Origin of the sequence: Intrasporangium sp. (genome assembly GCF_035688975.1) — a bacterium.
Taxonomy (GTDB): Bacteria; Actinomycetota; Actinomycetes; order Actinomycetales; family Dermatophilaceae; genus CALMNV01.
Genome location: NZ_DASSMH010000007.1, coordinates 1 through 24,952 on the forward strand (window position 1 = coordinate 1; position 24,952 = coordinate 24,952).

21 protein-coding genes, 3 tRNA genes and 1 pseudogene are annotated in these 24,952 nt (G+C 72.3%); 13 read left to right on the top strand and 12 right to left on the bottom strand.

Annotated elements, in window-relative coordinates; all coding sequences use genetic code 11:
* Positions 1-413 (top strand): annotated as a pseudogene (locus VFJ94_RS00450) (IS5/IS1182 family transposase); the annotation flags it as partial.
* A 1,293-nt stretch (positions 414-1,706) separates the two neighbouring features.
* Here VFJ94_RS00450 and VFJ94_RS00455 read toward each other — a convergent pair.
* The 5 genes from VFJ94_RS00455 to VFJ94_RS00475 form a co-directional block, all read right to left on the bottom strand.
* Entirely contained in the window at positions 1,707-2,957 is a 1,251-nt protein-coding gene (locus VFJ94_RS00455) for a globin domain-containing protein (RefSeq protein ID WP_325002198.1), read from the bottom strand.
* A gap of 252 nt (positions 2,958-3,209) precedes the next feature.
* Positions 3,210-4,061, bottom strand: coding sequence for a carbohydrate ABC transporter permease (locus VFJ94_RS00460; protein ID WP_325002199.1), 852 nt, complete (start codon positions 4,059-4,061; stop codon positions 3,210-3,212).
* Positions 4,061-5,179, bottom strand: a complete 1,119-nt coding sequence (locus tag VFJ94_RS00465) for a sugar ABC transporter permease (protein WP_325002200.1) — start codon at positions 5,177-5,179, stop codon at positions 4,061-4,063. The genes VFJ94_RS00460 and VFJ94_RS00465 overlap by 1 nt, the downstream gene beginning before the upstream one ends.
* Before the next feature lie 3 nt (positions 5,180-5,182).
* Entirely contained in the window at positions 5,183-6,424 is a 1,242-nt protein-coding gene (locus VFJ94_RS00470) for an extracellular solute-binding protein (protein WP_325002201.1), read from the bottom strand.
* Positions 6,425-6,426: 2 nt separating this feature from the next.
* A complete protein-coding gene (locus tag VFJ94_RS00475; protein ID WP_325002202.1) occupies positions 6,427-7,455 on the bottom strand; it encodes a LacI family DNA-binding transcriptional regulator in 1,029 nt (342 codons plus the stop codon).
* Between the two features lie 179 nt (positions 7,456-7,634).
* Between VFJ94_RS00475 and VFJ94_RS00480 the strand changes: the two genes are divergently transcribed.
* Positions 7,635-9,731: a glycogen debranching N-terminal domain-containing protein gene (locus tag VFJ94_RS00480; RefSeq protein ID WP_325002203.1), complete on the top strand. Its 2,097-nt coding sequence runs from the start codon at positions 7,635-7,637 to the stop codon at positions 9,729-9,731.
* A gap of 189 nt (positions 9,732-9,920) precedes the next feature.
* Here the strand turns inward: VFJ94_RS00480 and VFJ94_RS00485 are convergent, their stop codons facing one another.
* Together VFJ94_RS00485 and VFJ94_RS00490 are read right to left on the bottom strand one after the other, a co-directional pair.
* Positions 9,921-11,243, bottom strand: a complete 1,323-nt coding sequence (locus tag VFJ94_RS00485) for an HRDC domain-containing protein (protein WP_325002204.1) — start codon at positions 11,241-11,243, stop codon at positions 9,921-9,923.
* The gene (locus VFJ94_RS00490; RefSeq protein WP_325002205.1) at positions 11,240-11,824 is read right to left on the bottom strand and encodes a DUF3000 domain-containing protein; all 585 of its coding nucleotides are present in this window, start codon (positions 11,822-11,824) and stop codon (positions 11,240-11,242) included. The genes VFJ94_RS00485 and VFJ94_RS00490 overlap by 4 nt, the downstream gene beginning before the upstream one ends.
* Before the next feature lie 95 nt (positions 11,825-11,919).
* Between VFJ94_RS00490 and hemE the strand changes: the two genes are divergently transcribed.
* Both hemE and murJ read left to right on the top strand, forming a co-directional pair.
* On the top strand, positions 11,920-12,969 hold the full coding sequence (gene hemE / locus VFJ94_RS00495; protein ID WP_325002206.1) for a uroporphyrinogen decarboxylase: 1,050 nt from the start codon (positions 11,920-11,922) through the stop codon (positions 12,967-12,969).
* Complete coding sequence (gene murJ, locus VFJ94_RS00500) at positions 12,969-14,663, top strand: murein biosynthesis integral membrane protein MurJ (protein WP_325002207.1); 1,695 nt, start codon at positions 12,969-12,971, stop codon at positions 14,661-14,663. The genes hemE and murJ overlap by 1 nt, the downstream gene beginning before the upstream one ends.
* Before the next feature lie 209 nt (positions 14,664-14,872).
* On the opposite strand, the gene VFJ94_RS00505 is transcribed toward murJ, so the two are convergent.
* On the bottom strand, positions 14,873-15,913 hold the full coding sequence (locus tag VFJ94_RS00505; protein ID WP_325002208.1) for a DUF4349 domain-containing protein: 1,041 nt from the start codon (positions 15,911-15,913) through the stop codon (positions 14,873-14,875).
* A gap of 97 nt (positions 15,914-16,010) precedes the next feature.
* Here VFJ94_RS00505 and hemG point away from each other — a divergent pair, with 97 nt between their 5' ends.
* Positions 16,011-17,435, top strand: a complete 1,425-nt coding sequence (hemG, locus tag VFJ94_RS00510) for a protoporphyrinogen oxidase (protein ID WP_325002209.1) — start codon at positions 16,011-16,013, stop codon at positions 17,433-17,435.
* Positions 17,436-17,439: 4 nt separating this feature from the next.
* Entirely contained in the window at positions 17,440-18,141 is a 702-nt protein-coding gene (hemQ, locus tag VFJ94_RS00515; RefSeq protein ID WP_325002210.1) for a hydrogen peroxide-dependent heme synthase, read from the top strand.
* Positions 18,142-18,153: 12 nt separating this feature from the next.
* Here the strand turns inward: hemQ and VFJ94_RS00520 are convergent, their stop codons facing one another.
* On the bottom strand, positions 18,154-18,408 hold the full coding sequence (locus tag VFJ94_RS00520; protein ID WP_325002211.1) for a hypothetical protein: 255 nt from the start codon (positions 18,406-18,408) through the stop codon (positions 18,154-18,156).
* Between the two features lie 56 nt (positions 18,409-18,464).
* The gene (gene msrB / locus VFJ94_RS00525; RefSeq protein WP_325002212.1) at positions 18,465-18,893 is read right to left on the bottom strand and encodes a peptide-methionine (R)-S-oxide reductase MsrB; all 429 of its coding nucleotides are present in this window, start codon (positions 18,891-18,893) and stop codon (positions 18,465-18,467) included.
* 105 nt (positions 18,894-18,998) lie between these two features.
* Here msrB and ligD point away from each other — a divergent pair, with 105 nt between their 5' ends.
* Positions 18,999-20,036: a non-homologous end-joining DNA ligase gene (ligD, locus tag VFJ94_RS00530; protein ID WP_325002213.1), complete on the top strand. Its 1,038-nt coding sequence runs from the start codon at positions 18,999-19,001 to the stop codon at positions 20,034-20,036.
* A 154-nt stretch (positions 20,037-20,190) separates the two neighbouring features.
* On the opposite strand, the gene VFJ94_RS00535 is transcribed toward ligD, so the two are convergent.
* Positions 20,191-20,313 (bottom strand): hypothetical protein, encoded by a 123-nt coding sequence (locus tag VFJ94_RS00535; RefSeq protein WP_325002214.1) that lies wholly within the window; start codon positions 20,311-20,313, stop codon positions 20,191-20,193.
* Positions 20,314-20,343: 30 nt separating this feature from the next.
* Positions 20,344-21,402 carry an ATP-dependent DNA ligase gene (locus VFJ94_RS00540; RefSeq protein WP_325002215.1) on the bottom strand — a complete coding sequence of 353 codons (1,059 nt, stop codon included), beginning with the start codon at positions 21,400-21,402 and terminating at the stop codon, positions 20,344-20,346.
* 68 nt (positions 21,403-21,470) lie between these two features.
* Between VFJ94_RS00540 and VFJ94_RS00545 the strand changes: the two genes are divergently transcribed.
* The 6 genes from VFJ94_RS00545 to VFJ94_RS00570 all read left to right on the top strand — a co-directional run.
* Positions 21,471-22,694 carry an alpha/beta hydrolase family protein gene (locus VFJ94_RS00545; protein ID WP_325002216.1) on the top strand — a complete coding sequence of 408 codons (1,224 nt, stop codon included), beginning with the start codon at positions 21,471-21,473 and terminating at the stop codon, positions 22,692-22,694.
* On the top strand, positions 22,672-23,538 hold the full coding sequence (locus VFJ94_RS00550) for a PPK2 family polyphosphate kinase (RefSeq protein ID WP_325002217.1): 867 nt from the start codon (positions 22,672-22,674) through the stop codon (positions 23,536-23,538). The genes VFJ94_RS00545 and VFJ94_RS00550 overlap by 23 nt, the downstream gene beginning before the upstream one ends.
* 84 nt (positions 23,539-23,622) lie before the next feature.
* Positions 23,623-23,695: transfer RNA gene (locus VFJ94_RS00555), tRNA-Gly, on the top strand.
* Between the two features lie 23 nt (positions 23,696-23,718).
* A tRNA-Cys gene (locus VFJ94_RS00560) sits at positions 23,719-23,789 on the top strand.
* Positions 23,790-23,808: 19 nt separating this feature from the next.
* Positions 23,809-23,880 (top strand) — tRNA-Val (locus tag VFJ94_RS00565).
* A 354-nt stretch (positions 23,881-24,234) separates the two neighbouring features.
* On the top strand, positions 24,235-24,952 hold a 718-nt coding region (locus VFJ94_RS00570; RefSeq protein WP_414654525.1), incomplete at its 3' end, for an ISAzo13 family transposase.

The window sequence follows — 24,952 nt, forward strand, 5'->3', positions numbered from 1 at the left end:
TACCGGTACCTGCACGAGGCCATCGACGTGATCGCGCAGCAGGCACCCGACCTGCCCGAGGTCCTGGCCGCCGGGCGGGAGGCCGGCTGGGGCTTCGTCGGCCTGGACGGCACCCTGATCCAGACGTCCCGCTCGGCCGCGAGATCGGCTGCCGGGCATGACCTCTGGTACTCCGGCAGACACCATCAGCACGGCGGGAACGTGCATGACCGACCCGACCGGGTTCCCGGTCTGGACCTGCCCGGTCGACCCCGGCTCGACCCACGACATCACCTGCGCCCGCCGAACGCGCCAACGCCCTGCTGAAATCCAGCTTCAAAGCCCTACGCCGCGTCCCGTTCTGCCCGAGGCGCATCGGTGACATCGTCGCCGCCGCGCTCGTCATCCTGACCATGCACCGAGGCCGCTGGTGAGAAAGCCTCACTGTCCCGTGGTTATCAGGGTCTTGGCGGCTTGGGATGCCAGAAGTGGCGCTTCCGGCCGGAACTGTACGTGGCCGTGCCCCGAGGTAGTCGCGTGTCGAAGGCTGGGATCTTTTCCCCTTCGGCCGGCGGCGGCCGCTGGAAGCGCGAGAACTGCGGGGCGGTGCGCCACTCCCGCAGGACCCGACGCCGGACGCTGTCAAACCAAGTCCGCATTAGCAGGCCACTCTGAGATGGTTGAGCCGGCGTGGGTGGTGTATTGGGCCCACCCCCCTCGGTGACATCCGCCCACGCGGGCTACTGAGCCAATGCGGAACCGGATCCTTCTACGCACCCTACGCTGGCACCTGTGACGTCTTCTGGCGGGTGTACTGAGCGCCGATAGGCTAGATCGCGAGGCCGATTTCGATGAGCCGGACTGGGACAGGATCAAACACCTTGGTGCCCGTTCCTCCTGCAGGGGGCGGGCACCCGGTCTTGGCGTGGGGGTCGGCAGTTATATCGGGCCTCGGCCTGGGAGCGGCGAACTCCGCCACCAATGTGTTCGGGTCACCTTATGGTCCGTTCACTCGGGTGCGGGGGAAGGGGTGGGGTGGCTGCAGCTGCTGAGCACATGGCTTGGCTCGATATGGGCTTGGGCGCTGTTCCCCTTTCTGATTGGCTGGATATTGCGGCGTCCGGTGAGAGCCGTGCTCGCTGGGACTGCCGGGCTGCTCGCTGCGGTGCTTGCGTATTACGTCACTGACGCTGCGCTAGGCATGACTGCCAACATCGAGGTCAATGCCATCGCCACCTGGGCTGCGCCGGCCGCCGTCGGAGGGCCACTCATGGCGCTGATGGGCGCGTACGCACGGGGCACCCGCCTTGAGAACCTTCTCGCGGCTCTCGTGGCGCCTACGGTGATGGTCTACGTCAGCATTCGCCGCGGCGGGCGCAACGGGTCGGCGCAGCCGTGGTCAGACTGGGCGGTCCTCAGTGCCGCTTGCCTCATAGCAGCCCTGTTGTGCCGACGTTTTGTGATGCATTGGCGCTCGAGACTGGGGGACGGGATCAAGCCAGAGCCACGCAGCGGTAGCCGTGCGCGAGGCGCATCCTGAGGGCCCCAAGCCCGTCGACGATCGTGCCGGACGCAACGGCTCGTCGACGGTGGCCGGCCGGGCCCCAAGCCCTTCTCCCGTGACGCGCGGCCACCGTGACGAGATCGGCGGTCCAGGTCTGGGCGTATATCCCCTTGTCACTGCCCTTGCTGAAGGGGAGCGCCGGGTATGCCGGGTGCTTCGTCCCTCAGGCGGGCACCGGCTCGGCGGGCGGCTGGGTCGCCCAGAGATCGGGACCGAAGACCTCGTAGCGGATGCGGTCGGCGGGCACGCCACGCGCCAGCAGCGTCGAGCGCACGTGCCGCATGAAGGGCAGCGGCCCGCACGTGAAGACCTGCACGTCGGCGGGCAACGGGATGTCGGTGAGGTCCATGTAGCCCTCCCGTGACCGCGTGTCGTCTGGGTCGACGGACTCGTACCAGGTGTAGGTCGTGAAGTCGTCGATCTGACCGCCCACGTGCACGACGGTGTCGCGCAGGGCGTGGTCGCGCGCGGTCCGGTCCGCGTGCGCCACGATGACCGGCCGAGTCGGCTGCGTCCGGGCGATGTGCTCCACGATGGGCAGCACCGTCGTGATCCCCGCGCCCGCGCTCGCGAGGAGCAGCGGGCCCTCGGCGTCCTTCACCACGAAGTCCCCGGCGGGGGCGCTGACGTCGAGGACGGCACCGACCTCGATGCCGTCGTGCAGGAACGAGGACACACGCCCGTCCGGCGCGCCGTCCACCCCGCGGACCCGGTTGACGGTGATCTGCAGCCGGGTGCCCGACGATGTGGAGGAGACCGTGTACTGGCGCGGCTGCCGGTCGCCACCGGGCAGGTCGACGAAGACGGAGACGTACTGGCCCGGGTCGATCGCGGGCAGCGGCGCTCCGTCCGCCGGCTCGAGCACGAGGGAGATGATGTCGTGCGCCTCGTCGATGCGCCGGACCACGCGGTAGGGGCGCAGCGGGTGCGCGGGGTCCACCCCGGCCTGCACGTAGAGTCGGGCCTCCTCGGCGCCGAGCTGCATGGCGAACAGCCAGTACACCTCGTTCCACGCCGCGGCCACCTCCGGCGTGACCGCCTCGCCCAGCACGTCGGCGACGGCTCCGAGGAGGTGCCGGCCGACGATGGTGTACTGCTCGGGCCGGATGCCGAGCGACACGTGCTTGTAGGCGATGCGCCGCAGGACGTGCGCGAAGGAGGGGGCGTCCGGGTCGATGAGCTGCACGGCATACGCCACGACGGACGCGGCGAGGGCACGGCTCTGCTCCCCGGTGGCCTGGTTCCCCTGGTTGAAGACCCGCAGGAGCTCCGGGTGGGCGCGGAACATGCTCGGGTAGAAGCGCGCGGTGATCTCCTCCGCATGCTGCGCCACGACGCCCGCCGTGGCGCGCACGACGGCCTCCGACGCGGGGGCGAGCAGTGACGGCGTGGTGGTCGGGGAGGTCTCTGGCATGGCTGGTCCTCTCGGGGCACGGGGCGGCCGCTTCGGTCGGCGGTGTGGTCAGGAATTTACTACGGAATGCTCCGTGCAAAAACCCGAGGGTATGCCGCCGGGCCGGGAGAGGGCGTGCACACAAGTGGCCACTCGACCGGGGGGAGGGGCCGGTGCTTGGTCGAGTGGCCACTTCCGCACGCATCCCCCTGCACACAAGTGGCCACTCGACCTGGGGGGAGGGGGGGTGCTTGGTCGAGTGGCCAGTTGCGTTCAGCCCTTGCTCGCCCCCTCGGTGCCACCGCGGACGAAGTAGCGCTGGAAGGTGAAGAAGAGGATCGCGACGGGGATGGTCGTCAGCAGCGCCGCTCCGAGCTTGAGCGGAAACTGGGACCCCGCGCTGAGCTCGCCGCTCGCCAGGCTGGCGAGGCCGGTGACGAGGGTCTTGTGCTCCGGGCTCTGGGTCGTGACGAGGAAGTGGGTGAACTCGTTCCACGAGCCCTGGAAGGACAGGATCGTCAGCGTGATGAGCGCTGGCCTGGCCATCGGCAGGACGACCGACCAGAACGTGCGGAACACCGACGCCCCGTCGATGCGCGCCGCCTCCTCGACCGACACCGGGACCGAGTCGAAGAACTGCTTCATGATGAACACCCCGGCGAGGTCGACCAGCAGCGGCAGGATCATCGCGGCATACGTGTCGTAGATGCCGAGGTAGGTCACCATGAGGAACTTCGGGATGAGCAGGGCCACGCCGGGCACGCTCATCACCGCGAGGACGGCCGCGAAGAGGAAGGTGCGTCCCCGGAACTGCAGCCGGGAGAGGGCGTAGCCGGCGAGGCTGTCGAAGAAGACCCGGGCAGCGGTGACGACGACCGTGACGAGGACGGAGTTGGACAGCCAGCGCACGATGGGGACCGACGCGTCCCCGGTGAGCCCGAAGATGCGTCTCCACGCGGACAGGTCGAAGGGGCTGGGGATCAGGCTGAGCGAGTTGTCCGTCGCGGCCGCGTCCGTCTTGAAGGACGTCGCGATCTGGATGAGGAACGGGTAGAGGTAGATGACCGAGAAGAGGAGCAGGACGGCATACCCGAGCACGATCCGCCAGCCGGTGGGAGCTCTCATCACGCCGGCCCTCCGACGTTCTGGCCCTGCTGCGTCGCCACGACGACCCCTGCGGCCTGCCGGGTCCGGCGGGTGGAGCGGTCCTCGGACATGAGCCACCTCTGCAAGAGCGTGAGGGCGATGATGAGCAGGAAGACGATGAACGCCATGGCCGCCCCGCTCCCGTACTTGAGCGAGGTGAAGGACTGCTTGTAGGACAGGAAGGCCGGGGTCAGCGTCGTGCCGGCGGGCGCCCCCTTGCCCATGACGTAGATCTGGTCGAAGACCTGCCAGGTGCCGATGAGCCCGAGGGTGATGACAAGGAAGAGCGTCGGCTTGATCATGGGCAGGGTGATCAGGCGCAGCTTCTGCCACGGTGAGACGCCGTCGAGCAGCGCCGCCTCGTCCACCTCGACGGGCAGGTCCTGCAGGGCGGCGAGGAACATGAGCATGAAGGTGCCCGTCGTGGTCCAGACCGCGAGGACGATGATGACGCACATGGCCACCGAGGGCCCGGAGAACCACTCCCACAGGCTGCGGCCGAGGAACTCGCCCCGCGCCCAGCCGGGGTTGTCATCGACCCCGAGCCCGCCGAGGGCCATGTGGAAGAGGCCGCGGGAGTCGCTGAACCAGGAGGGCCCGTCGATGCCCAGTCGGGCCAGGACGGCATTCACCGCGCCCGAGTTGGCGAAGAGGAAGAGGAAGACGACGCTGATCGCGATCGAGCTCGTCACGGACGGGAAGTAGAAGGCGGTCCGGAAGAAGCCCTTGCCCTTGAGGAAGCGGTTGCTCACGATGAGGGCGAGCAGGAACGACACGGCGGTCTGCAGCGGGACGACGAACAGGACGAACCAGAAGTTGTTGCCGATCGACTGCATGAAGTTGGACCGGTTGAGGCTGTCCTCGGTGAAGAGCGACGTGTAGTTCTGCATCCCGACGAACTGCGCGTTCTGACCGCCCGCGAACGGGGAGCCGTTGCCGTTCCAGTTGGTGAGGCTGACGTAGAGCGCCATGAGCACGGGGATGAAGACGAACAGCCCCATGACGACGACCATCGGGGCGGTGAAGACCCAGCCGGCGATGCCCTCGCGGCCGCGGATCCCGCCGCCGGGGCGGCGGGATCCTGTCGTGGCGGCCATGGGTCACTGGCCCTTCAGCGCGGCGTCGCCGTTCTTCTGGAGGGTGGCGAGGATGGTCTTCGGGTCCTTGGTCGCGAGCTGCTCGAGGTCGGTGTTGAAGGCCGCCATGACCGGGTCGAAGCCGGGCAGGTTGACCGGGCCGACGCCGTAGTCGCCGCCCTTGACGAAGGCCTCGTCCTGGGGGTATGCCGCCGTGAACTGCTTGGCGCCCTCCGTCGTCGACGGCATGACGCCGAACGCCTTCGCGAAGGCCAGCTGCTGCTCGGTCGCCGTGAGCGACTTGACGAGGTCGACCGCCGCGGCCTGGTTCTTGCTCTTGGCCGCGATGCCCCAGCAGTTGCTGAAGAGCAGGGTGCCCTTGCCCTTCGGGCCGGCGGGTAGCTCGACGACCTTGGTCTTGATGGTGGGGTAGTCCTTGGTCAGGGCGCCGCGGATCCAGTTGCCCTCGATGGTCATCGCCGCCTTGGCCTTGCCGAGCGCCTCGCCGCCCCACCCGGCGTCGACCTGCTTGGCATACTTCATCACGCCGCTCTTGAGCAGCTTCTGCGCCTCCTGGAGCCCGGCGAGGTTCTCCGGGGAGTCCGCCGTCACCGTCTTGCCGTCGGAGCTGACGACCCAGCCGCCGGCCTGGCGCATGAAGACGCCGAGGCGGGCCCACTCGCCGCTCACGACGAGGCCGGTGGCGCCGCCTGTCGTCAGCTTCTTGGCGGCCGCCTCGAGCCCGGCCCAGTCCTTGGGGAGGTCGGCGTCCGTCAGGCCGGCCTTGGTCCACAGGTCCGTGTTGATGACGAGGGCCAGGGTCGAGTAGTCCTTCGGCGCGCACTGGAGCTTGCCGTCGACGGTGTAGGTCTGCACGAGGCTGTCGAGGAAGCCGGCGTCCTTGACCTGGTCGCCGTAGGCGTAGAGGTTGCCTGCCTTGGCGAAGTCGCCGATCCGGGCCGCGTCCGCGTAGAAGACGTCCGGGGGAGCGCCGCCCGCGAAGCCCTGGCCGAGCTGCTGGTTGAGGTCCGAGGCCACCACGACCTTGGCCGTGTTGCCGCTCTTCTTCGCCCAGGCGTCGGCGGCGGCCGTGACCGCAGTGGTCTCCGCGGCGCCCGAGCTGCCGATGAGGATGGTCAGGCTCGCCGCGCCAGCGCTCTGCTGCGCGGCGCCGCTGCCCTTGTCGAACCCACCACCACCGCAGGCCGACAGCGCCAAGGCCGCCGTGCCCGCGACCACGATGGCCGTGCGTGTGTTGCGCCTCATATCTATTCCTTCTCCTGTGATCGGATGCTGCTGTTGCGGATGATGAGCGTGGGCGCGAGGAGGGCGGGTTGCCCCCCTTGCGCAGCGCCCTGGAGGATGCGCCACGCGGCGAGAGACGCCTCGCGGAGCGGTTGTCGCAGGCTGCTGAGCGCGAGGGCCTCGGCGATGTCGCTGTCGTCCATCCCGACGACCCCGATGTCGGCTCCCGGTTGCAGACCGGCAGCGCGGACGGCACGCACGGCCCCGAGGGCGAGCATGTCGGACACGCAGAGGATCGCCCCGGACCCGCCCATGCGCTGCAGCAGCCGGTCGGCGGCATACGTCGCCCGGTCGAGGTCCTGCACCGACTCCTCGACGAGGGCGGGGTCGGCCAGACCGGACCGCGCGAGCCCGTCGAGCCAGCCCTGCCGCCGGTCGTCGCCGACGGGGGAGCCCTGTGGCCAGCCGAGGAAGCCCACCGTCCCGTAGCCCTCGGCGAGCAGGTGCTCGACCGCCATCCGCATGCCGGCGCGGCCGTCGACGTCGACCCAGCGGTCGAGCTCGGGGGAGTCCCAGATGCGCCCGAACGCGACGAAGGGCACCCCCGCCTCGAGCAGCCACGCGGGTCGCGGGTCCCCGTGCCGGGTGTCGCCGAGGACGAAGCCGTCCACGAGCCCGGTGCCGAGCAGGTGCCGGTAGCCGGCGAGGACGTCGTCGTGGTCCGCGGCGAAGGTGACGAGATGGCTCTGGTGGCCCGGAGCCGTCGTCGTCAGCTCGACGAGGAACCCGTCGAGCACGTGGCCCATGCGGCCGACGCCCGAGGGGTTGACCTCGAAGCCGTAGGCGCTCGCCCGCCGGCGGCGCAGCTGCTGGGCCGCGACGTGCGGCGCGAAGCCGAGGCGAGCGATCTCGTCCTCGACCCGCGCCCGGGTGGCGGAGGCGACGATCTCCGGACGGTTGAGCACGTTGCTCACCGTCTGGCGGGACACGCCGGCGGCCCGGGCGACGTCGATGATCGTCGCCCGCTCCCTGCCCGCCTTCGTCGCGCCCACGACTCGCCCCTTTGCGATGACCCACCCAGCCCGAGGGGCTGGTTTGAACGTTCCAACTCTGCGAGGATGCGTGATGCACCGGCCGGGCGTCAAGGTCTCGGCCACGATCGGTCCGATAACAATTTCTCAGCGCTGGCCTCGCGACCGGTCCGCTGATCGACCCGCACCGGGAGGCATGGATGACCGAGGAACGGCCCGAGGAACGGCCCGCGGCGCCACACCGGCAGCCCTGGCTGCACGAGCTCGCGATCTGCGTGGACGGCAACGCCACGGCCCTGTCCGGACCGGGCGGTGACATCCGCCCCGGCACGGCCCAAGGCCTCTATGTCGACGACGCCCGGGTGCTCAGCACGGTGCGGTGGCGCGTCGACGGGGAGCAGCCGAGCCCGATCGCGACGCAGTCGAGCGGGTCCCGGTCCGAGTTCCTCGCCGCCGCCCGCAACCTCGGCAACCCCGGGCCGGACCCCACGGTCGAGGTGCACCGCGTGCGCACGCTCGTCGGGGGGACCATGACCGAGCGCGTCGGTGTCACCTCGCGCGCGGACGCGGCGGTCACGACGGTCCTGTCGGTCGAGCTCGCGGCCGACGGCGCCGAGATCGGCTCGGTCAAGGCGGGCCACCTGCGTGCCGGCGCGGCCGCGCCCGCCGCCGCGGACACCGATCTCGTCGCCTTCACCCTGCCGCGGCACCGCCTCTCGGTCAGCTTCGAGCCCCGGCCGGCGCGGGTGTCCGCGCGGGGCGGAGCGGTCGTGGCCGAGTTCGAGGTGCGGGTCGAGGCGGGAGGTCGGTCCGAGGTGGCCGTCACGGCCGCCGCCTCGCGGTCGTCCGGCTCCGCGCTCGACGCGGACCCGGGGTCGGGCGCGGTCTCGTGGTCCGCCCTGCGGGTCGAGGCCGAGGACCCGCGCCTGGGCCAGCTCGTCGAGCGCAGCGTCGACGACCTGCGCCACCTGCTCCTGCGCGACCCGGCGGACCCGGACGACGTGTTCGCCGCGGCGGGGACGCCGTGGTATCTCACGCTCTTCGGCCGCGACTCGCTGTGGGCCGCGCGCATGATGCTGCCCTTCGGCACCGAGCTGGCCGCCGGGACGCTGCGCACCCTGGCGCGGCGTCAGGGCACGGTGCACGCGGCCGACCGGGCCGAGCAGCCGGGCAAGATCCCCCACGAGCTGCGCCGCACGGCATACGTGGACCCCGAGAGCGGCCTGGCACTGCCGCCGGTCTACTACGGCACGGTGGACGCCACGGCCCTGTGGGTGTGCCTGCTCGTGGACGCCTGGCGATGGGGTATGCCGGAGCGCGAGGTCCGGGCGCTGCTGCCCGCCCTGCACGCCGCCCTCGGCTGGCTCACCGGGGACGGCATGCCCGACGCGGACGGCCTGCTGAAATACCTCGACACGACCGGGACGGGCCTGGCGAACCAGGGCTGGAAGGACTCCGGGGACTCGATCCGCTGGCGGGACGGGCGGGTCGCCGAGGCGCCGATCGCCCTCGTGGAGGCGCAGGCGTATGCCGTCGAGGCGCTCGCCGGGGCGGCCGAGCTCCTTGCCGCGCTCGGGGTGGCGTCGGACGGGGATCCCGCCGGCGCCGCCGCGGCGCTGCGCGAGCGCGTGGGCCGCCGCTTCTGGGTGGAGTCGGAGGGCGGGCGCTACCTGGCGCTCGCGCTCGACGCCGACGGACGGGCGGTCGACGGGCTCGGGTCCAACATGGGGCACGTGCTCGGCACCGGAGTGCTCGACACCGACGAGGCGCGCCGCGTGGGGCGGGTGCTCACCGGTCCGGAGCTGCTCGACGACTTCGGCGTGCGCACGTTCGGCACCGGCAACGGCGGCTTCAACCCCATCGGCTACCACACCGGCTCGATCTGGACCCACGACACGGCCATCGCGGCGCTGGGCCTCACCCGCGAGGGCTGCTCGGACGAGGCTGCTCGGGTGGCGCGCGCCCTCGTCGCCTCCGGCGAGGCCTTCGACTACCGCTGGCCGGAGCTCTACTCGGGTCGGCCGATGATGGGGCGGCCGGCCCCGTATCCGGCCTCGTGCCGGCCGCAGGCGTGGTCGGCGGCATCGGCCGGCGCGCTCGTCACCGTGGCGCTCGGCCTGCGCGCCGACGTGCCCGGTGGAGTGGTTCGGCTTGCACCGCCCCGGCCCGCGCCGTTCGGGGCGCTGCGGGTCGACGGCTTGCGCTACGCCGGCCAGCCCTTCACCGTGCGCACCGACCGTGACGGTGAGGTGGAGGTCGAAGGTCTGCCCGACGGGGTGCGCGTCGAGCACGGCTGACCTTCCCGTCGACCTTCAGGTCGGGCCTCCCGTCGACCTTCACGTCCACGTTCACGTCGAGTGGTCAGTTCTGCGCGGTTTCCGGTGCACGAAAGTGGCCACTCGACACGCGGCGGGAGGCCCCTCAGGCGGGAGGGCGGGAGGGCGGGAGGGCGGGAGGCCCCTCAGGCGGGAGACGCCGTCGAGTGGTCAGTTCTGCGCGGTTTCCGGTGCACGAAAGTGGCCACTCGACGAGGAGGTGGGGGTGGCGGGGAGAGCCTCGGCGGGGTGCTCCTCGCACGCCAGCGCCAGCAGGGGGGCGGTGATCGTCGTCTGCCACGGGCGGGCACCGAGGGCCTGCAGCGCCTCGGCGACCTCCTGCGTCGACGGGGCGGCGGGCGCCTCCCATAGGAAGCGGCGCAGCAGGTCGGGCGTGAGCAGGTTCTCCGCCGGCACGGCGAGCTCCTTCGAGACCGAGGCGACGAGCTCCCGGGCCCGGGCGAGCCGTCCGGCAGCCACCGGGTCGCGGTCGCCCCACGTGCGGGGTGGTGGCGGTCCGGTGACCGGCAGGCTGAGGGGCGGCAGGTCGACCTCGGGGATGGCCAGGGCGCGGGCGATGCCCTCGAGGATCGCGTCGGCGTGGCGCTTGATGCTCCGCGCGAGGCGGGGGTCGGGCGAGGAGACCGTGCGCGGCGGCGTGGTGGAGCGCTGGTGCGCGGCGGCCAGCTCGACGATGGCGGCGTCGGGCAGCACCCGCCCGGGGGAGACGTCGCGGGCCTCGGCGATCCGGTCGCGCAGCAGCCACAGCTCGCGCACGATGGCGAGGCCGCGCCGGCTGCGGAGCCGGTGCATGCCCGACGTGCGCCGCCACGGGTCGACGCGGGGCGGCGGGCCCGTGAAGGACAGCAGGCTGGCGAACTCCTCCGCCGCCCACCCCGCCTTGCCCTGGCGGGCCAGGTCGTCCGCCACCGCGTCGCGCAGCTCGAGGAGCACCTCGACGTCGAGCGCGGCATACAGCAGCCAGGGGTGCGGCAGGGGACGCGTGGACCAGTCGACGGCGGAGTGCTCCTTGGCGAGCTGGAGCCCGAGGTAGTGCTCCACCATGGCGCCGAGGCCGACGCGGGGCCGCCCGGCGAGCCGGCCCCCGAGCTCGGTGTCGAAGAGCGCGCGCGGCCTCAGGCCGACCTCCGCCAGGCACGGCAGGTCCTGCGTGGCGGCGTGCAGCACCCATTCCGCGCCGCCGATCGCCTCGTCGAGGGGACGGAGGTCGGGACACGCGACCGGGTCGACGAGCCACGTGCCGGCACCCGCCCGGCGGACCTGCACGAGGTAGGCGCGCTGCCCGTAGCGGTGACCGGAGGCCCGCTCCGCATCGATCGCGACCGGCCCCGTCCCCCCGGCGACGGCCTCGGCGGCCCGGTCGAGCCCCCGCTCGTCGGTGACCACGTCGGGCACCCCGTCACGCGGGGCGACGAGCGGCACGGTGGTGATGCGCTCGGGCGCCGACTCGGCCGCGGCCGAGGGGTCCGTCACCGGCGCTGCCCCGGGAGGGGCACGACGCCCTCGGGAAGGGGCGGTATGCCGGCGACCGTGCACAGCATGTCGGCCCAAGCGCGCAGGTGCAGCGTGATGTCACCGGCGGTCGGGGTCCACGAGGCGCGGATCTCGATCTCGACGCTTGCCTCCCGGTCCGCGAGGCCGGCGAAGCCCTCGCTCACGACCCGGGTCACGGTGCCCCCCTCGGCGGCCCACCCGAGCCCGTGGTCTGCGAGCGTGTCGACGAGCCAGGACCAGCCGACGGCGCCCAGCATGGGGTCGCTTGCGAGCTCCGGCTCGAGCTCCGCGCGCGCGAAGGTGACGATGCGCCACTCGCCGTCCCAGGTCTCCGGACGAGCGGGGTCGTGGAGCACGATGAAGCGCCCCGTCGCGAGGTCCTCCTCGGGATCCGACGGGTCGAGGACGTCGGCGGTGAGGGCGGCGGCATACGGCGCGATCCGGGTCGGGGCCGGCACCTCCGTGAGGCGCACCTCGGGGCGGAGGCGGACGTCGCGCAGCGACCCGAGCACGCGCGCGAAGGCCGCGGCCCGGGCGCCCGGTATCGTTCTCGTCTGCACCCTGTGAGGGTATGCCGGTGGGCGCGGTTCTGTCCGGAGGGCGCGCCGACACGCGCGATGGCGGGGGTCGGCGGCCACCGTGGCAGGATTGACCGGTGCCGACCACCGCCCCGACCGCCACCCGCCAGAGCGACCTCGTCCGCGCGGCCCGCCGCGAGTCCGTCGGGCGCACACCGGTGTGGTACATGCGCCAGGCGGGGCGCTCCCTGCCGGAGTACCGCGCCGTCCGCGACGGGATCCCCATGCTCGAGTCGTGCATGCGGCCCGACCTCGTCACGGAGATCACGCTGCAGCCGGTGCGTCGGCACGGCGTGGATGCAGCCATCTTCTTCAGCGACATCGTCGTGCCGCTCAAGGCGGTCGGCGTGGACCTCGACATCGTGGCCGGTGTCGGTCCCGTCATCGCCCGCCCCATCCGGCGGGCCGAGGATCTCGACCAGCTGCCGCCCCTGACGCCGCAGCACGTGCCCTACGTCACCGAGGCGGTGCGCTCGCTCGTCGCGGAGCTGGGGGAGACGCCGCTCATCGGCTTCGCCGGGGCGCCCTTCACCCTCGCGTCCTACCTCGTCGAGGGCGGTCCCTCGAAGCACCACGAGAAGACCAAGGCGCTCATGCACGGAGACCCGGAGCTGTGGAACGCCTTGTGCGCCAGGCTCGCCCAGATCTCTGGGGCGTTCCTGCGGGCGCAGGCCGAGGCGGGCGCGAGCGTCGTGCAGCTCTTCGACTCGTGGGTGGGGGCGCTCTCGCGCGCCGACTACACGGCATACGTCCAACGGCACTCGGCCGCCGCCCTCGCCGCCGTGTCGGACCTCGACGTGCCCACCATCCACTTCGGCGTCGGCACGGGCGAGCTGCTGCGCCCCATGGGGGAGGCCGGCGCGGACGTCGTCGGCGTCGACTACCGCGTCAGCCTCTCCGACGCGATCCGGCGCCTCGGCCCGTCGTATGCCGTGCAGGGCAACCTCGACCCCGCCCTGCTCTTCGCGCCATGGCCGGTCCTCGAGCGGCACGTCCGCAGGATCGTCGAGGAGGGGCGGGACGCGCCGGGGCACATCTTCAACCTCGGCCACGGTGTGCTGCCCTCGGTCGACCCCGAGGTGCTGACGCGGGTCACGGAGCTGGTCCACGAGGTGTCGGTGCGCTGATGGCGCAGCAGTCGCTGGCTCGCTCCAGCCTGACGATGGTCGGCGGGTCCCTCGCCTCGCGCGTCCTCGGCACGGTGCGGGCCGGGCTGCTCACCGCGATCATCGGGGCCCAGGCGGCCGGTGACGCCTTCTCCCTCGCCAACACGCTGCCCAACGTGCTCTATGTCCTCGCGGCCGGCGGCATCCTCAACGCCGTCCTCATCCCGGCGCTGTCGCGGGCGATGAAGCTCGAGGACGGGGGACAGGAGTTCACCGACCGGGTCATCACGGTGGCGGTCACCGGCATGCTCGTGCTCACCGCCTTGGTGACGGCCGGCGCCGGGTTCTTCGTCTGGCTGCTCGCCGGCAGCCGCAGCCCCGAGTTCAAGGACCTCGCAGTCGCCTTCTCGCTCATCTGCCTGCCGCAGATCTTCTTCTACGGCCTCTTCGCGCTGCTCGGCCAGATCCTCAACGCCAAGGGCAGGTTCGGCGCCTTCGCGTGGGCGCCCTTCCTGGCCAACGTCGTCGCCGTGGCCGGGCTGCTCGTCTTCATCGTCCTGTTCCCGGCCCCGCACCTCACGGGCCCCCGGGGGCAGCCGCTGCCTCGGCCGCCCGAGCTGTGGACGGGCCCGATGATCTGGCTCTTCGCCGGGTCGGCCACGCTCTCGGTCGTCGTCCAGGCCCTGTGGCTCGTCCCCGCGCTGCGCCGGTCCGGCTTCACCTACCGACCGCGGTGGGGGCTGCGGGGGGTGGGGCTCGGCGGCGTGAGCCGGCTGGCGCTGTGGGCCTTCGCCGGTCTCGCGGTGTCGCAGCTCGGGTTCTTCATCACCCAGGCTGCCCTGAACCAGGCGGCGAGCCATGGCCCCCGGGACGACCCGGTGCGCGGCCCGGCCGTCTACGCCATCGCCTTCACGATCTTCATGCTGCCGCATGCCTTCGTGACCGTGTCCATCATCACCGCCCTGTTCCCCCGGCTCGCGGCGGCCTCGGCCGACGGGGACGTCGCGCGGCTCAAGGCCGACTACCGCCGCGGGCTCGTGCTGCCCCTCGTCGCGAACGTGCCCGTCATGGTCTTCGTCATGGTGGCCGCCGAGCCGATCGTGACGCTGCTCAACCCCGGCGTCGACCGGCGGTCGCTGGAGGTGGCCGCCGTCGTGCTCGTCGTCATGATCCTCGGCATCGTGCCCTTCGGGGTCGACCTGCTGTGCTACCGGCTGCTCTTCGCCGAGGAGGACGGGCGCTCGCCTTTCCGGATGCAGGTGGCCCTCACCTCGGTGACCCTCCTCGCCGGTGCGCTGACGCTCGTCCTCGACCCCCGGTGGGCCGTCGGGGTGCTCGCCTTCGGGCAGACGATCGGCAACGTCGTCAGCTCCTCGATCGGCGTGTGGACCGTCCGGCGCCGGCTCGGGCCGCTCGGCCTCTCCCAGGTCGTCGACGCCGCCGCCCGCGTCGGCGTGGCCGCCGCGGCGGCGGGCCTGCTGGCCTGGGGGACGATGACCGTCGTCTCACCCATCCTCGACGACCCCGAGGGGCCGCGCGGCATGTCTGTGGCGGAGCGGGTCTTCAGCAACGCCTTCGCCGTCGGCCTCGTGGGCCTCGTCTTCGCCGCCGTCTACCTGCTCCTCGCGCACGCCCTGCACGTGCGTGAGGTCCGCGAGGTCGCCGACCTCGTCCGCCGCAAGGTGCGCCGCACCGAGGTGCCGGCCAGCCGCTGACGTGCACGAAACTGGCCACTCGACGGGGGCGGGTGGGCCCCCGCACGTGGTCGAGTGGTCACTTGCGCACGGAGGTGGGCGTGGGTGGCGTACGAAACTGGCCACTCGACGGGGGTGGCGTACGGAAGTGGCCACTCGACGGGGGTGGCGTACGAAACTGGCCACTCGACGGGGTGTGGTCGAGTGGTCACTTGCGCACGGAGCGCCGCTCAGGAGGCAGCGGTTCCGGCCGGTGCCGATGGGCCGCGCCGGCGGCGCAGGCCGCGCCGGACGAGGACGGCGGCCACCAGGGCGATGACGAGCCAGGGCAGCAGGACGGCGAGGCCGGTGAGGATGACGCCGAGCGAGCCGAGCAGGGCCGTCCAGGCGTCGCGCAGCGCGCCGACGAAGCCGTCGTCCCCGCGCGACGCCGGTGTCGACGCGGTCCACAGCGTCACCGTCACGTCGGACGTGCTCGTCCGACGGTCGAGCTCGGCGAGCCGCTGCTGGAGGGAATCGAGGTCGGCCTGCCGGCGGCTCAGCTCGCTCTCGAGGAGGACGACCTGCTGCAGGTCCGTGGCCTTGGCGAGCAGGGCACGGACCCGCTCGACGCTGTCCCGCATGGGCGGGATCCGCGCCGCCGTGTCGACGTAGGCGTCGGTGACGTCCTCCGCCTGGCTGGAGCGGTAGGACACGCTGCCCAGCCTGGCCAGCTCTGTCAGCACCGCGTCGAGCTTGCCCGCAGGCACGCGCACCGTGATCAGTGCCTGGTCCACCTCGACGGGCGGTATGCCGCCGCCCTGTGCGGGGCCCGGACGCGCGCCACCGGTCGGGTCGGGTGCGGTGACGACGTTCTCGGCTGTCACCTGTCCGCCGGCCGCGCCCGCGATGGCGCGCACCCTGCCGCTCGCCGACGACAGGTCCGACACCTGGATGCCGAGCCAGGCCGAGCGGGCGATCTTCGGCGTGACGACCGCGGCCGCCGCCCCGGGCTTGCCCGCGGCGCCCACCGATGCCGACGAGCCCGACGAGGCTGGCGACCCGGCGGCGTCGCGCTGGTCGGGCGCAGCGCCGGTGGCGGGCTTCGTCACCTCGGCCGACGCGGACCCGCCGGCTGAGGCGTCCCCGGAGATGGCGACGCCGCCGCTGCGCGCGCGCAGCCCGAGGGGCACGGCGGCGGCGAGCAGGAGCACGGCGGCCACCATGACCAGCAGCAGCCGGCGGCGGTCCGGGGCGAGCGCTGGGTGGCGAAGGTGCTCGTCGACGGTCATGGTCTCCTCCACAGGCTCGGTCGGTCAGGCGTCCGTTGCTCGGGAAGACACCGGGGGCGCCCGATTCGTTGCCCCGCCCGGATGGCAGAGTGACGCCATGGTCATGCGCGTCGCGGTCGTCGGAGGAGGGATCGCCGGCCTCGCGGCGGCCTGGGAGCTGGTCGGCGCCCCGGGCGCGGATTGGCCCGAGCTGTCGCTGACCGTGCTCGAGGGCTCACCCGCCGTGGGCGGGAAGCTGCGGCTCGACAGCGTCGGCGGCAGGGTCGTCGACGTCGGCGCGGAGTCGGTCCTCGCCCGCCGGCCCGAGGCCATGACGCTGCTTGGCGAGCTCGGGCTTGCTGACCGGGTCGTGCACCCGGCCCCCGTCTCCGCGAGCATCGTCTCCCGCGGTCGCCGGTGGCCCCTGCCGGCGGGCACGCTCATGGGAGTCCCCTCGGACGCCGAGTCGGTCCGTGGCCTCCTCACGGACGCGGAGGTCTCCCGACTGGAGGCGGAGGTCGGCACGCCCCCGGTCAAGGGTGACGTGGCGGTGGGCACCTTCTTCGACGACCGGCTCGGACCGGCCGTCACCGACAGGCTCGTCGAGCCGCTCCTCGCCGGTGTCTATGCCGGCCACTCCCGCCACCTCTCACTCGAGATGTCGGTGCCGGCGCTGCACGTGGCGGCGCAGGAGGGCCGGTCCGTCCTCGAGACCGTGCGCGCGGTCGTCGAGGCCGCGGCAAGCGGGCCGACCGCTGGCACGCCCGTCTTCGCGTCGCTCCGCGGAGGGATCGGTGCGCTGCCCGAGATCCTGTCAGCCGCCTTGCGAGACAAAGGCGTCGAGGTCCTGACCGGCGCCACGGCCCGTAGGCTGAGGAGGGTCGGAGGGGAGTGGGTCCTCGCCACCGGCCCGACCACCGACGAGACCGAGCGCCCCTTCGACGCGGTCGTCCTTGCGACGCCCGCGGCTCCGGCTGCTCGGCTCCTGCGTGACGAGTGCCCCACTGCCGCAAGCCTGCTCGCCTCCATCGAGTATGCGTCGATGGCCATTGTCACGCTCGCGCTCGAGGGGGAGGTTGGCGAGCTCGCAGGCAGCAGTGGCTTTCTCGTGCCGCCGACGGAGCCCCTGACCATCAAGGCGTCGACCTTCAGCAGCGACAAGTGGCCGTGGCTTCGCGAGCGCGACCCCGACCGGACCTTCCTGCGGGCCTCGATCGGTCGCCACCGCGAGGAGGCGACCCTGCAGCACCCCGACGAGGCCCTGGTGGACATGGCCCTTCGCGACCTCGCCACCGTCCTCGGGGGCGCGCTGCCCACGCCCGTCGACGCTCACGTCCAGCGGTGGGGCGGTGGCTTGCCGCAGTATGCCGTGGGCCACCGCGAGCTCGTGGCCCGGGCCCGGGCGGCGCTGCCCCCGGGCCTCGTCGTCAGCGGGGCGGCATACGACGGGGTGGGGATCCCTGCGTGCATCGGCTCCGGGCGCACGGCCGCGGCCGTCGTGCGGACCCACGTGCGGGGCGGCGCCGTCCGCTTGGGAGGATGACGCCATGAGCGAGAGACTGACTCCGGCCCAGATGCGCGAGATCAACGACACCATCCGCTACTCGATGTGGTCGGTGTTCAGCGCCGCGGCCCCCGTCGGGGACGACCGTGACGCCGTGACCGCCGAGCTGGAGCAGTTCCTCGACGCCATCGCGTCCGAGGGCGTCACGGTGCGCGGGCTCTACGACGTCGCGGGGCTGCGTGGCGACGCCGACTTCATGGTCTGGTGGCATGCCGAGACGATCGAGGCCCTCCAGTCCGCCTACCACCGGCTGCTGCGGACGACCCTCGGCGCGGCCCTCGAGCCCGTGTGGTCCTCGGCGGCCCTGCACCGGCCGGCCGAGTTCAACAAGAGCCACATTCCCGCCTTCATGGCCGACGAGGTGCCGCGCAAGTACGTCTGCGTCTACCCGTTCGTGCGCTCCTACGACTGGTACGTCCTCGAGGACGACGACCGCCGCGACATGCTGCGCGAGCACGGGCAGATGGCCCGCGACTACCCCGACGTGCGCGCGAACACCATCGCCGCCTTCGCGCTCGGGGACTACGAGTGGCTGCTGGCCTTCGAGGCCGACGAGCTGCACCGCATCGTGGACCTCATGCGTGAGCTGCGCGCCTCGCGTGCGAGGCTGCACGTCCGCGAGGAGGTGCCGTTCTTCACCGGCCCGCGGGTCGAGCCGGCCGAGCTCGTGGCCGGGCTGCGCTGAGCAACAGGGTCATCAGCGCCCTCGGCCTCCGCCGTCGGTGGCGCGCACGATCACCGCGCCGGCGGGGATCAGCAGGAACCACCACCACCGACCCGTCGTGAAGAAGAGGACGAGCGCGAGGAGCGGCAGCAGCCCCATGGCGGCGTCGCGCCACCCGCCACCGGAGCGCGGCGGCTCCGGCCGGGCAACCGTGGACCGCTGGGTCGGCAGGTCGGCGAAGAGCACCGCGGCGCGGCAGACCAGCCAACGGCGCGGCAGACCAGCCAACGGCGCGGCGGGGCAGCCGGAGGCGGTCCCTCGGAGGCGGTCCCTCGGACGCCGCCTCAGGCGTCGGGGGTGAGCCGGACGCTGATCGAGTTGATGCAGTAGCGCTGGTCGGTCGGCGTGGGGTAGCCCTCGCCCTCGAAGACGTGCCCCAGGTGCGAGCCGCAGTTGGCGCAGCGCACCTCGACCCTGCGCATGCCGTGCGACCGGTCCTCGATGTACTGGACGCGGTCCTCGGCCAGTGGCGAGAAGAACGACGGCCAGCCGCAGTGCGACTCGAACTTCGTGTCGCTGCGGAAGAGCTCCGCGCCGCACGCCCGGCAGGAGTAGACGCCGGGCGTCTTGGTGTCGGTGTACTCGCCGCGGAAGGGCGCCTCCGTCCCCGCCTCCCGCAGGACGTGGTACTCGGCGGGCGTGAGGCGCTGGCGCCACTCCTCGTCGCTCAGCGAGACGGCATACGGCGTGGTCCGGTCGGTGTCGTGGCTCATGCCTGTCCCAACGCAGCGGGGCTCGCCTTTGTGCCCGGAGCCGCCTGCCTCGACCGGCCGACGCCGGATGCCGGGCGGCGGGGCCCTCGCCGTTAGGGTGACGGGATGGCCGACGCGCACGTTCTCGAGGTCCCCAGCCCCGACGGCGACGTCCGGCGGGTGCGGATCTCCAGCCCGGGACGTGTGCTGTGGCCCGACGCGGGCATCACGAAGTTCGAGCTCGCCGAGTATGCCGTGGCGGTGGGCCCGGCCCTGCTCGCGGCCGTGGGCGCTCGCCCGGTGACCCTCCAGCGCTTCCCCACCGGCATCGAGGGGGAGGAGTTCTACTCCAAGAACCCGCCCCGCGGGGTGCCCGGCTGGGCCCGCACGGTGGTGTGCACGTATCCCTCCGGCCGGGCACACCCGCAGCTCGTCATCGACGAGGTCGCCACCGCGGTCTGGGCGATCCAGATGAACACCATCACGCTGCACCCGTGGCCCGTCACCGCGACCGGGCGCGAGCACGCGCTGGACAACCCCGACGAGGTGCGGATCGACCTGGACCCGCAGCCGGGGCGTCCCTTCGCCGACGTCGTGCAGGCCGCCCTGGCGCTGCGCGGGCTGCTCGGCGAGCTCGGTCTCACGGCCTGGGTGAAGACGTCGGGCAACCGGGGCCTGCACGTCTACTCGCGGATCAGGCCGGAGCGCGAGTTCCTCGACGTGCGCCATGGCGTCATCGGCATCGCCCGCGAGCTCGAGCGGCGGCTGCCGGATACGGTGACGACGGCGTGGTGGAAGGAGGAGCGGGGCGACAAGATCTTCGTCGACTTCAACCAGGCCAACCGCGACCGCACCATCGCCTCCGCGTGGAGCCCGCGACCGCTGCCCGGCGCCCCCGTCTCGACGCCGTGCTCGTGGGACGAGCTGCCCGAGGTGTCCCCGCGGGAGTTCACGGTGCGGACCGTGCCCGAGCGGTATGCCGCCCAGGGAGACCCGTGGGCGGGCATGGGCGAGGCGGTGGGGGACTTCGCCGCGGCAATGGCCCTGTGGGACAAGGACGTCGAGCGCGGCCTTCCCGAGATGCCCTTCCCGCCCGACTTCCCCAAGATGCCCGGCGAGCCGCCGAGAGTGCAGCCGTCACGCAAGCGCCTGCAGCCGGACTGAGCTGGGCGGCAGGCGGCGCGGCACGTCGTCGTCGGGCCTTCGCGGGCATCGTGCGCGCCCCCGGGCATCGTGCGCGCGAGTGCGGGGCCACAACGACCGGGAACGCGCACAGCGGCGACGAGTCCATCCCAGCCCGGGTGGTCGACGTGGGCCGCTACATCTGAAACTGGCCGTCGGTGAGCATCACGGCGTCCACGTCGATGCGGGGTCGGCCAGCGGTGCCCTTGTTGGTGAGCTTCACGGTGTGCGTGCCGGCGCTCAGGCTGGCTTGCCACACGATGACCCGATTGCGCGGTGACGATGCGTCTCAGCGGGCGAGCACCTCGCCGAGGTCGTAGGCGGGCGCGCGGTCGATCTGGTCCAGCAGGCACGACCGGGGCTCCCGGTCGGGTCGCCAGCGCAGGAACGTGACGGTATGCCGGAAGCGGTGCCCCTCCATCTGGTCGAAGGCCACCTCGACGACCTTCTCCGGGCGCAGCGGCACGAAGCTCACGTCCTTGCTGGCGCTGAACCGGCTCCGGTCGGTCTCGGCGTGCACGACCTCGCCGGCATCGTCCCGCTCGACCAGCGGCGCCAGCTCGTCGACGAGGGCGAGGCGCTGCTTGTCGGAGAAGGCGGCGATGCCGCCGACGCCGACGAGCTGGCCCCCGTCGGTGTAGAGCCCGAGCAGGAGTGACCCGACGCCCCGGCCGGACTTGTGGACCCGGTAGCCGTAGACGACGGCGTCGGCGGTCCGCTTGTGCTTGACCTTGAGCATCGTGCGTTTGCCCGGGGTGTAGGCGCCGGCGAGCGGCTTGGCCACGACGCCGTCGAGGCCGGCGCCCTCGAAGCGCTCCAGCCAGTCCCGCGCCACCTCCGGGTCGGTCGAGACCTGCGTCAGGTGGATCGAGGGCGCCCGCACGTCCTGCATCAGCCGCTCCAGGGCCGCCCGCCGGATGGAGAAGGGCTCGTCGAGATAGGCGGTTGAGCCCTCGGCGAGCAGGTCGAAGCACACGAGCTCCGCCGGAGTCTCCTTGCTCAGCAAGGCGACCCGCGACGCCGCGGGGTGGATGCGCGCCGTGAGCGCCTCCCAGCTGAGCCGCTCAGCCCCGCCACGCCCGGCCCGGACGATGACCTCCGCGTCCACCGCGCACCGCTGGGGAAAGGTCGCGCGCACGCTGGCGACGACCTCCGGGAAGTAGCGGGTGAGCGGCTTGGCGCCGCGGCTGGCCAGCTCCACCTCGTCGCCGTCGCGCAGCACGATGCACCGGAAGCCGTCCCACTTCGGCTCGTAGGCGAGGCCGCCCTCGACGGCGTCCGGCTCCGGGACGGCCGTCACCGCCTTGGCGAGCATCGGGGTGACGGGCAGGTCGATGGGCAGGTCCATGGGCGTCATTGTGGCCCCACGCGCCCTCCCGACGGGCCGGCCCCCCGATCGTTTGGGAGCATGGCCCCGTGCGCCGCCTCGTGACCCGCCCCGTCCTCGTCGCGGGCGCCGTCGGCGGGGGCTCGGCCGTCGGCGCGGGCCTGGGGTCGCTGGCGGCCGCGGCATACTTCGCCCGCAAGGTCGTCACGCCGGACGTCCTCCTGCCCGACGACGTGACCATCCTCGCCGTCGGGTCCGACACCGTGACCTTCGCCGCGGGGCCCGACCCGCTCGTGCCGGGGCGCTACGGCGTGTGGCTCGACGGCGGCGTGGGGCACCTGCGGGTGGGTGACATCACCGCGCTCGACGGCGACACCGTGACGCGGCGGCTCCTCGCGGTGGACCGGGGAACGCCGCGCGTGGGCCCGGCGCGGTGGAACCAGTACTACTACTGGGACCGGCCCTCGGTGAGCCTCGGGCTGCCCGACGAGGACGCCGCCGTGCCGTCAGAGGTCGGAGCGCTGCCGGGATGGGTGGTCCGTCCGGAGCCCTCGGTGGACCGGGGGGACTGGGCGGTGCTGGTCCACGGCCGCGGCGCCCGCAAGGAGGAGACGCTGCGGGCCGTGCCGGTGCTGCGCGCCGCGGGATACACCAGCCTCGTCACGGCATACCGCAACGACCACGACGCACCCAGCGGTCCCGACGGGCGTTACAACCTGGGGCTTTCCGAGTGGCGCGACGTGGAGGCCGCGATGGCGTATGCCGTCTCGCGTGGGGCGCTGCGAATCGTCCTCTGCGGGTGGTCGATGGGCGGCGCCATCGCCCTGCAGGTGCTCGACAACTCCCCGCTCGCTGCCCGGGTCGACGCGCTGGTCCTCGACTCGGCGGTGCTCGACTGGCGGGCCGTGCTGCGCCACCACGCGCGGCTCAACCGCCTGCCCGGCTGGCTCGTCCGCGTCGCGACCGAGCTCATGGGGGAGCGCCACGCCCGGCGGCTCGTCGGCGTGCATGAGCCGCTCGACGTGGCCCGGACCGACTGGGTCGCGCGCTCGGCCGAGCTGCGCCACCCGATGCTCGTCATCCACTCGGACGGCGACGACTTCGTGCCGATCGGCCCGGCCGTGCATCTCGCAGCCCGGCGTCCCGACCTCGTCCGCTTCGACCGCTGGCAGCAGGCGCGGCACTGCCGCGAGTGGAACCTCGACCCCGGCCGGTGGGAGGGCGCCGTGCGCGACTTCCTGGCCGGCCTGGACGCCCCCACGGGAGCGGGCGCTGGGGCAGGATGGCGGCATGACCTCGAAGAGGACGTCTGAGTCCGCCGGCCGCCTCAGCGGCTTCGCCAAGGCCCTGCGCGTGTCGGACGGCTTCGTCCTCAGCGACGTCGACCCGGCCGCCACGCCGAACTTCGACGGCGGCAAGGCGGAGGGACAGGCCGCGCTCGAGGAGTCGCAGGCCGAGCAGGCGGACCTGCTCGAGCGGCTCTATGCCGAGTCGACCGCGGGCGGCACCCGCTCGGTCCTGCTCATCGTCCAGGGCATGGACACCTCGGGCAAGGGCGGCATCATGCGCCACGTCATCTCGGTCAACCCCCAGAACGTCAAGGCGACCGCCTTCAAGGCACCCACCAGGGCCGAGCGGCGCCACCACTTCCTGTGGCGCATCGACCGGGCGCTGCCCGGACCCGGGCAGCTGGGCGTCTTCGACCGCTCCCACTACGAGGACGTGCTCATCGTCCGCGTCCACGAGCTCGTGCCGGAGGACGTGTGGTCGGGGCGGTATGCCGAGATCAACGACTTCGAGCGGCGTGTCGTCGACCGCGGCACCACCGTGGTGAAGGTGATGGCCCACATCTCCGCCGGCGAGCAGAAGGCCCGGCTCATGAAGCGGCTGGAGCGGCCCGACAAGCACTACAAGTACAACCCCGGGGACGTCGACGAGCGGCGACTCTGGGGCGCCTACATGGACGCCTACCAGGCGGCCCTCAGCCGGTGCTCCACCGAGCACGCGCCATGGCACGTCGTGCCGGCGGACCACAAGTGGTATGCCCGGCTCGCGGTCCAGCAGATCCTCCTCGAGGCGCTGCGCGGGCTGCACCTGCAGTGGCCGGCGGCGGACTTCGACGTCGAGGCCGAGAAGGACCGGCTCGCGGCGACCTGAGCCCGGCCCCGGTTTGGTGCAACGGCGGTGGATCGGCTAATGTCTACCAAGCACGAGCGGGGAAGTTACACCGCTGGTGTTCGCGCGGACATAGCTCAGTTGGTAGAGCGCAACCTTGCCAAGGTTGAGGTCGCCGGTTCGAGCCCGGTTGTCCGCTCGGAGGGCAACTTTGCCTTCACCGGTGGAGTGGCCGAGAGGCGAGGCAGCGGCCTGCAAAGCCGCGTACACGGGTTCAAATCCCGTCTCCACCTCTCGCGGGATCCACGCCTGGGGCGATTGGCGCAGCGGTAGCGCGCTTCCTTGACACGGAAGAGGTCACTGGTTCAAACCCAGTATCGCCCACGAGCACGACACGGCCCTTGACCTGCGGAAACGTGGATCGAGGGCCGTTCTTGTTTCACCTTCGTGCCCTGCCCGTGCGATTCGGTTCGGCCCACCGGCTACGCGGGAGCAGGGGCCTTGCTGTCCCACACCGTCGCCGGGACGGCTGTGCACGGCCGCTTGAGGGCTGCTTGCCTTGGGGGAGCTCGTCAAGTTCTCGCAACTTTTCGGCTCGTCGCGCGCCACCGAATCCCGTAGCGCAACGTGAGGCCACAGTTGCGGAGGCGCTAAGGACACGTCAGTAAATAACCACGTCAATCGGTCCTCGGGTGGCCATGATGGGGCGTGGCCATTGCACAGGAGATCGTCGAATCGCTGCGGGCGAAGTTCGCGGCGGTGCTGCCGCATCTGGACGAGCGCGGTCAACGGCTGGTGCTGGGCGCGGAGGCACGAGCGTTGGGACACGGCGGGATCGGCGCCGTGGCGCGGGCCTCGGGCACGTCCCGGTCGAGGATCAGCGCTAGAGTCGCCGAGCTGGAGTCGGGTCGGGAGCCGTTGCGGCGAGTGCGCCGGGAGGGCGGTGGCCGCAAGCCGGCCGAGCAGGCCGACGCGGGACTGGTGGCCGCGACCGGGCACCGGGTCAGCCACGAGACGGTGGCGAAACTGTTGCACGCCCAGGGGTTCTCGCTGCAGGCCAACGCCAAGACCATCGAGGGCGGCCAGCCTCCGGACCGGGACGCGCAGTTCGACTACCTGAACGAACAGGCCAAGTCGCACCTTGGGGCGGACCAGCCGGTCATCTCCGTGGACACCAAGAAGAAGGAACTCGTCGGGCCGTACAAGAACCGCGCGAGCGAGTGGCGCCCGGCCGGGGACCCCGAGCAGGTGAAGGTGCACGACTTCATCGACCCGGCCCTGGGCAAGGCCAACCCCTACGGCGTGTACGACCTCACCGCGGACACCGGATGGGTGTCCGTGGGCACCGACCACGACACCGCCGCGTTCGCCGTCAACACGATCCGCTCCTGGTGGCAAGCCGTCGGCGCCGAACGTTACCCGGATGCGACCCGGCTGATGATCAGCGCCGACGGCG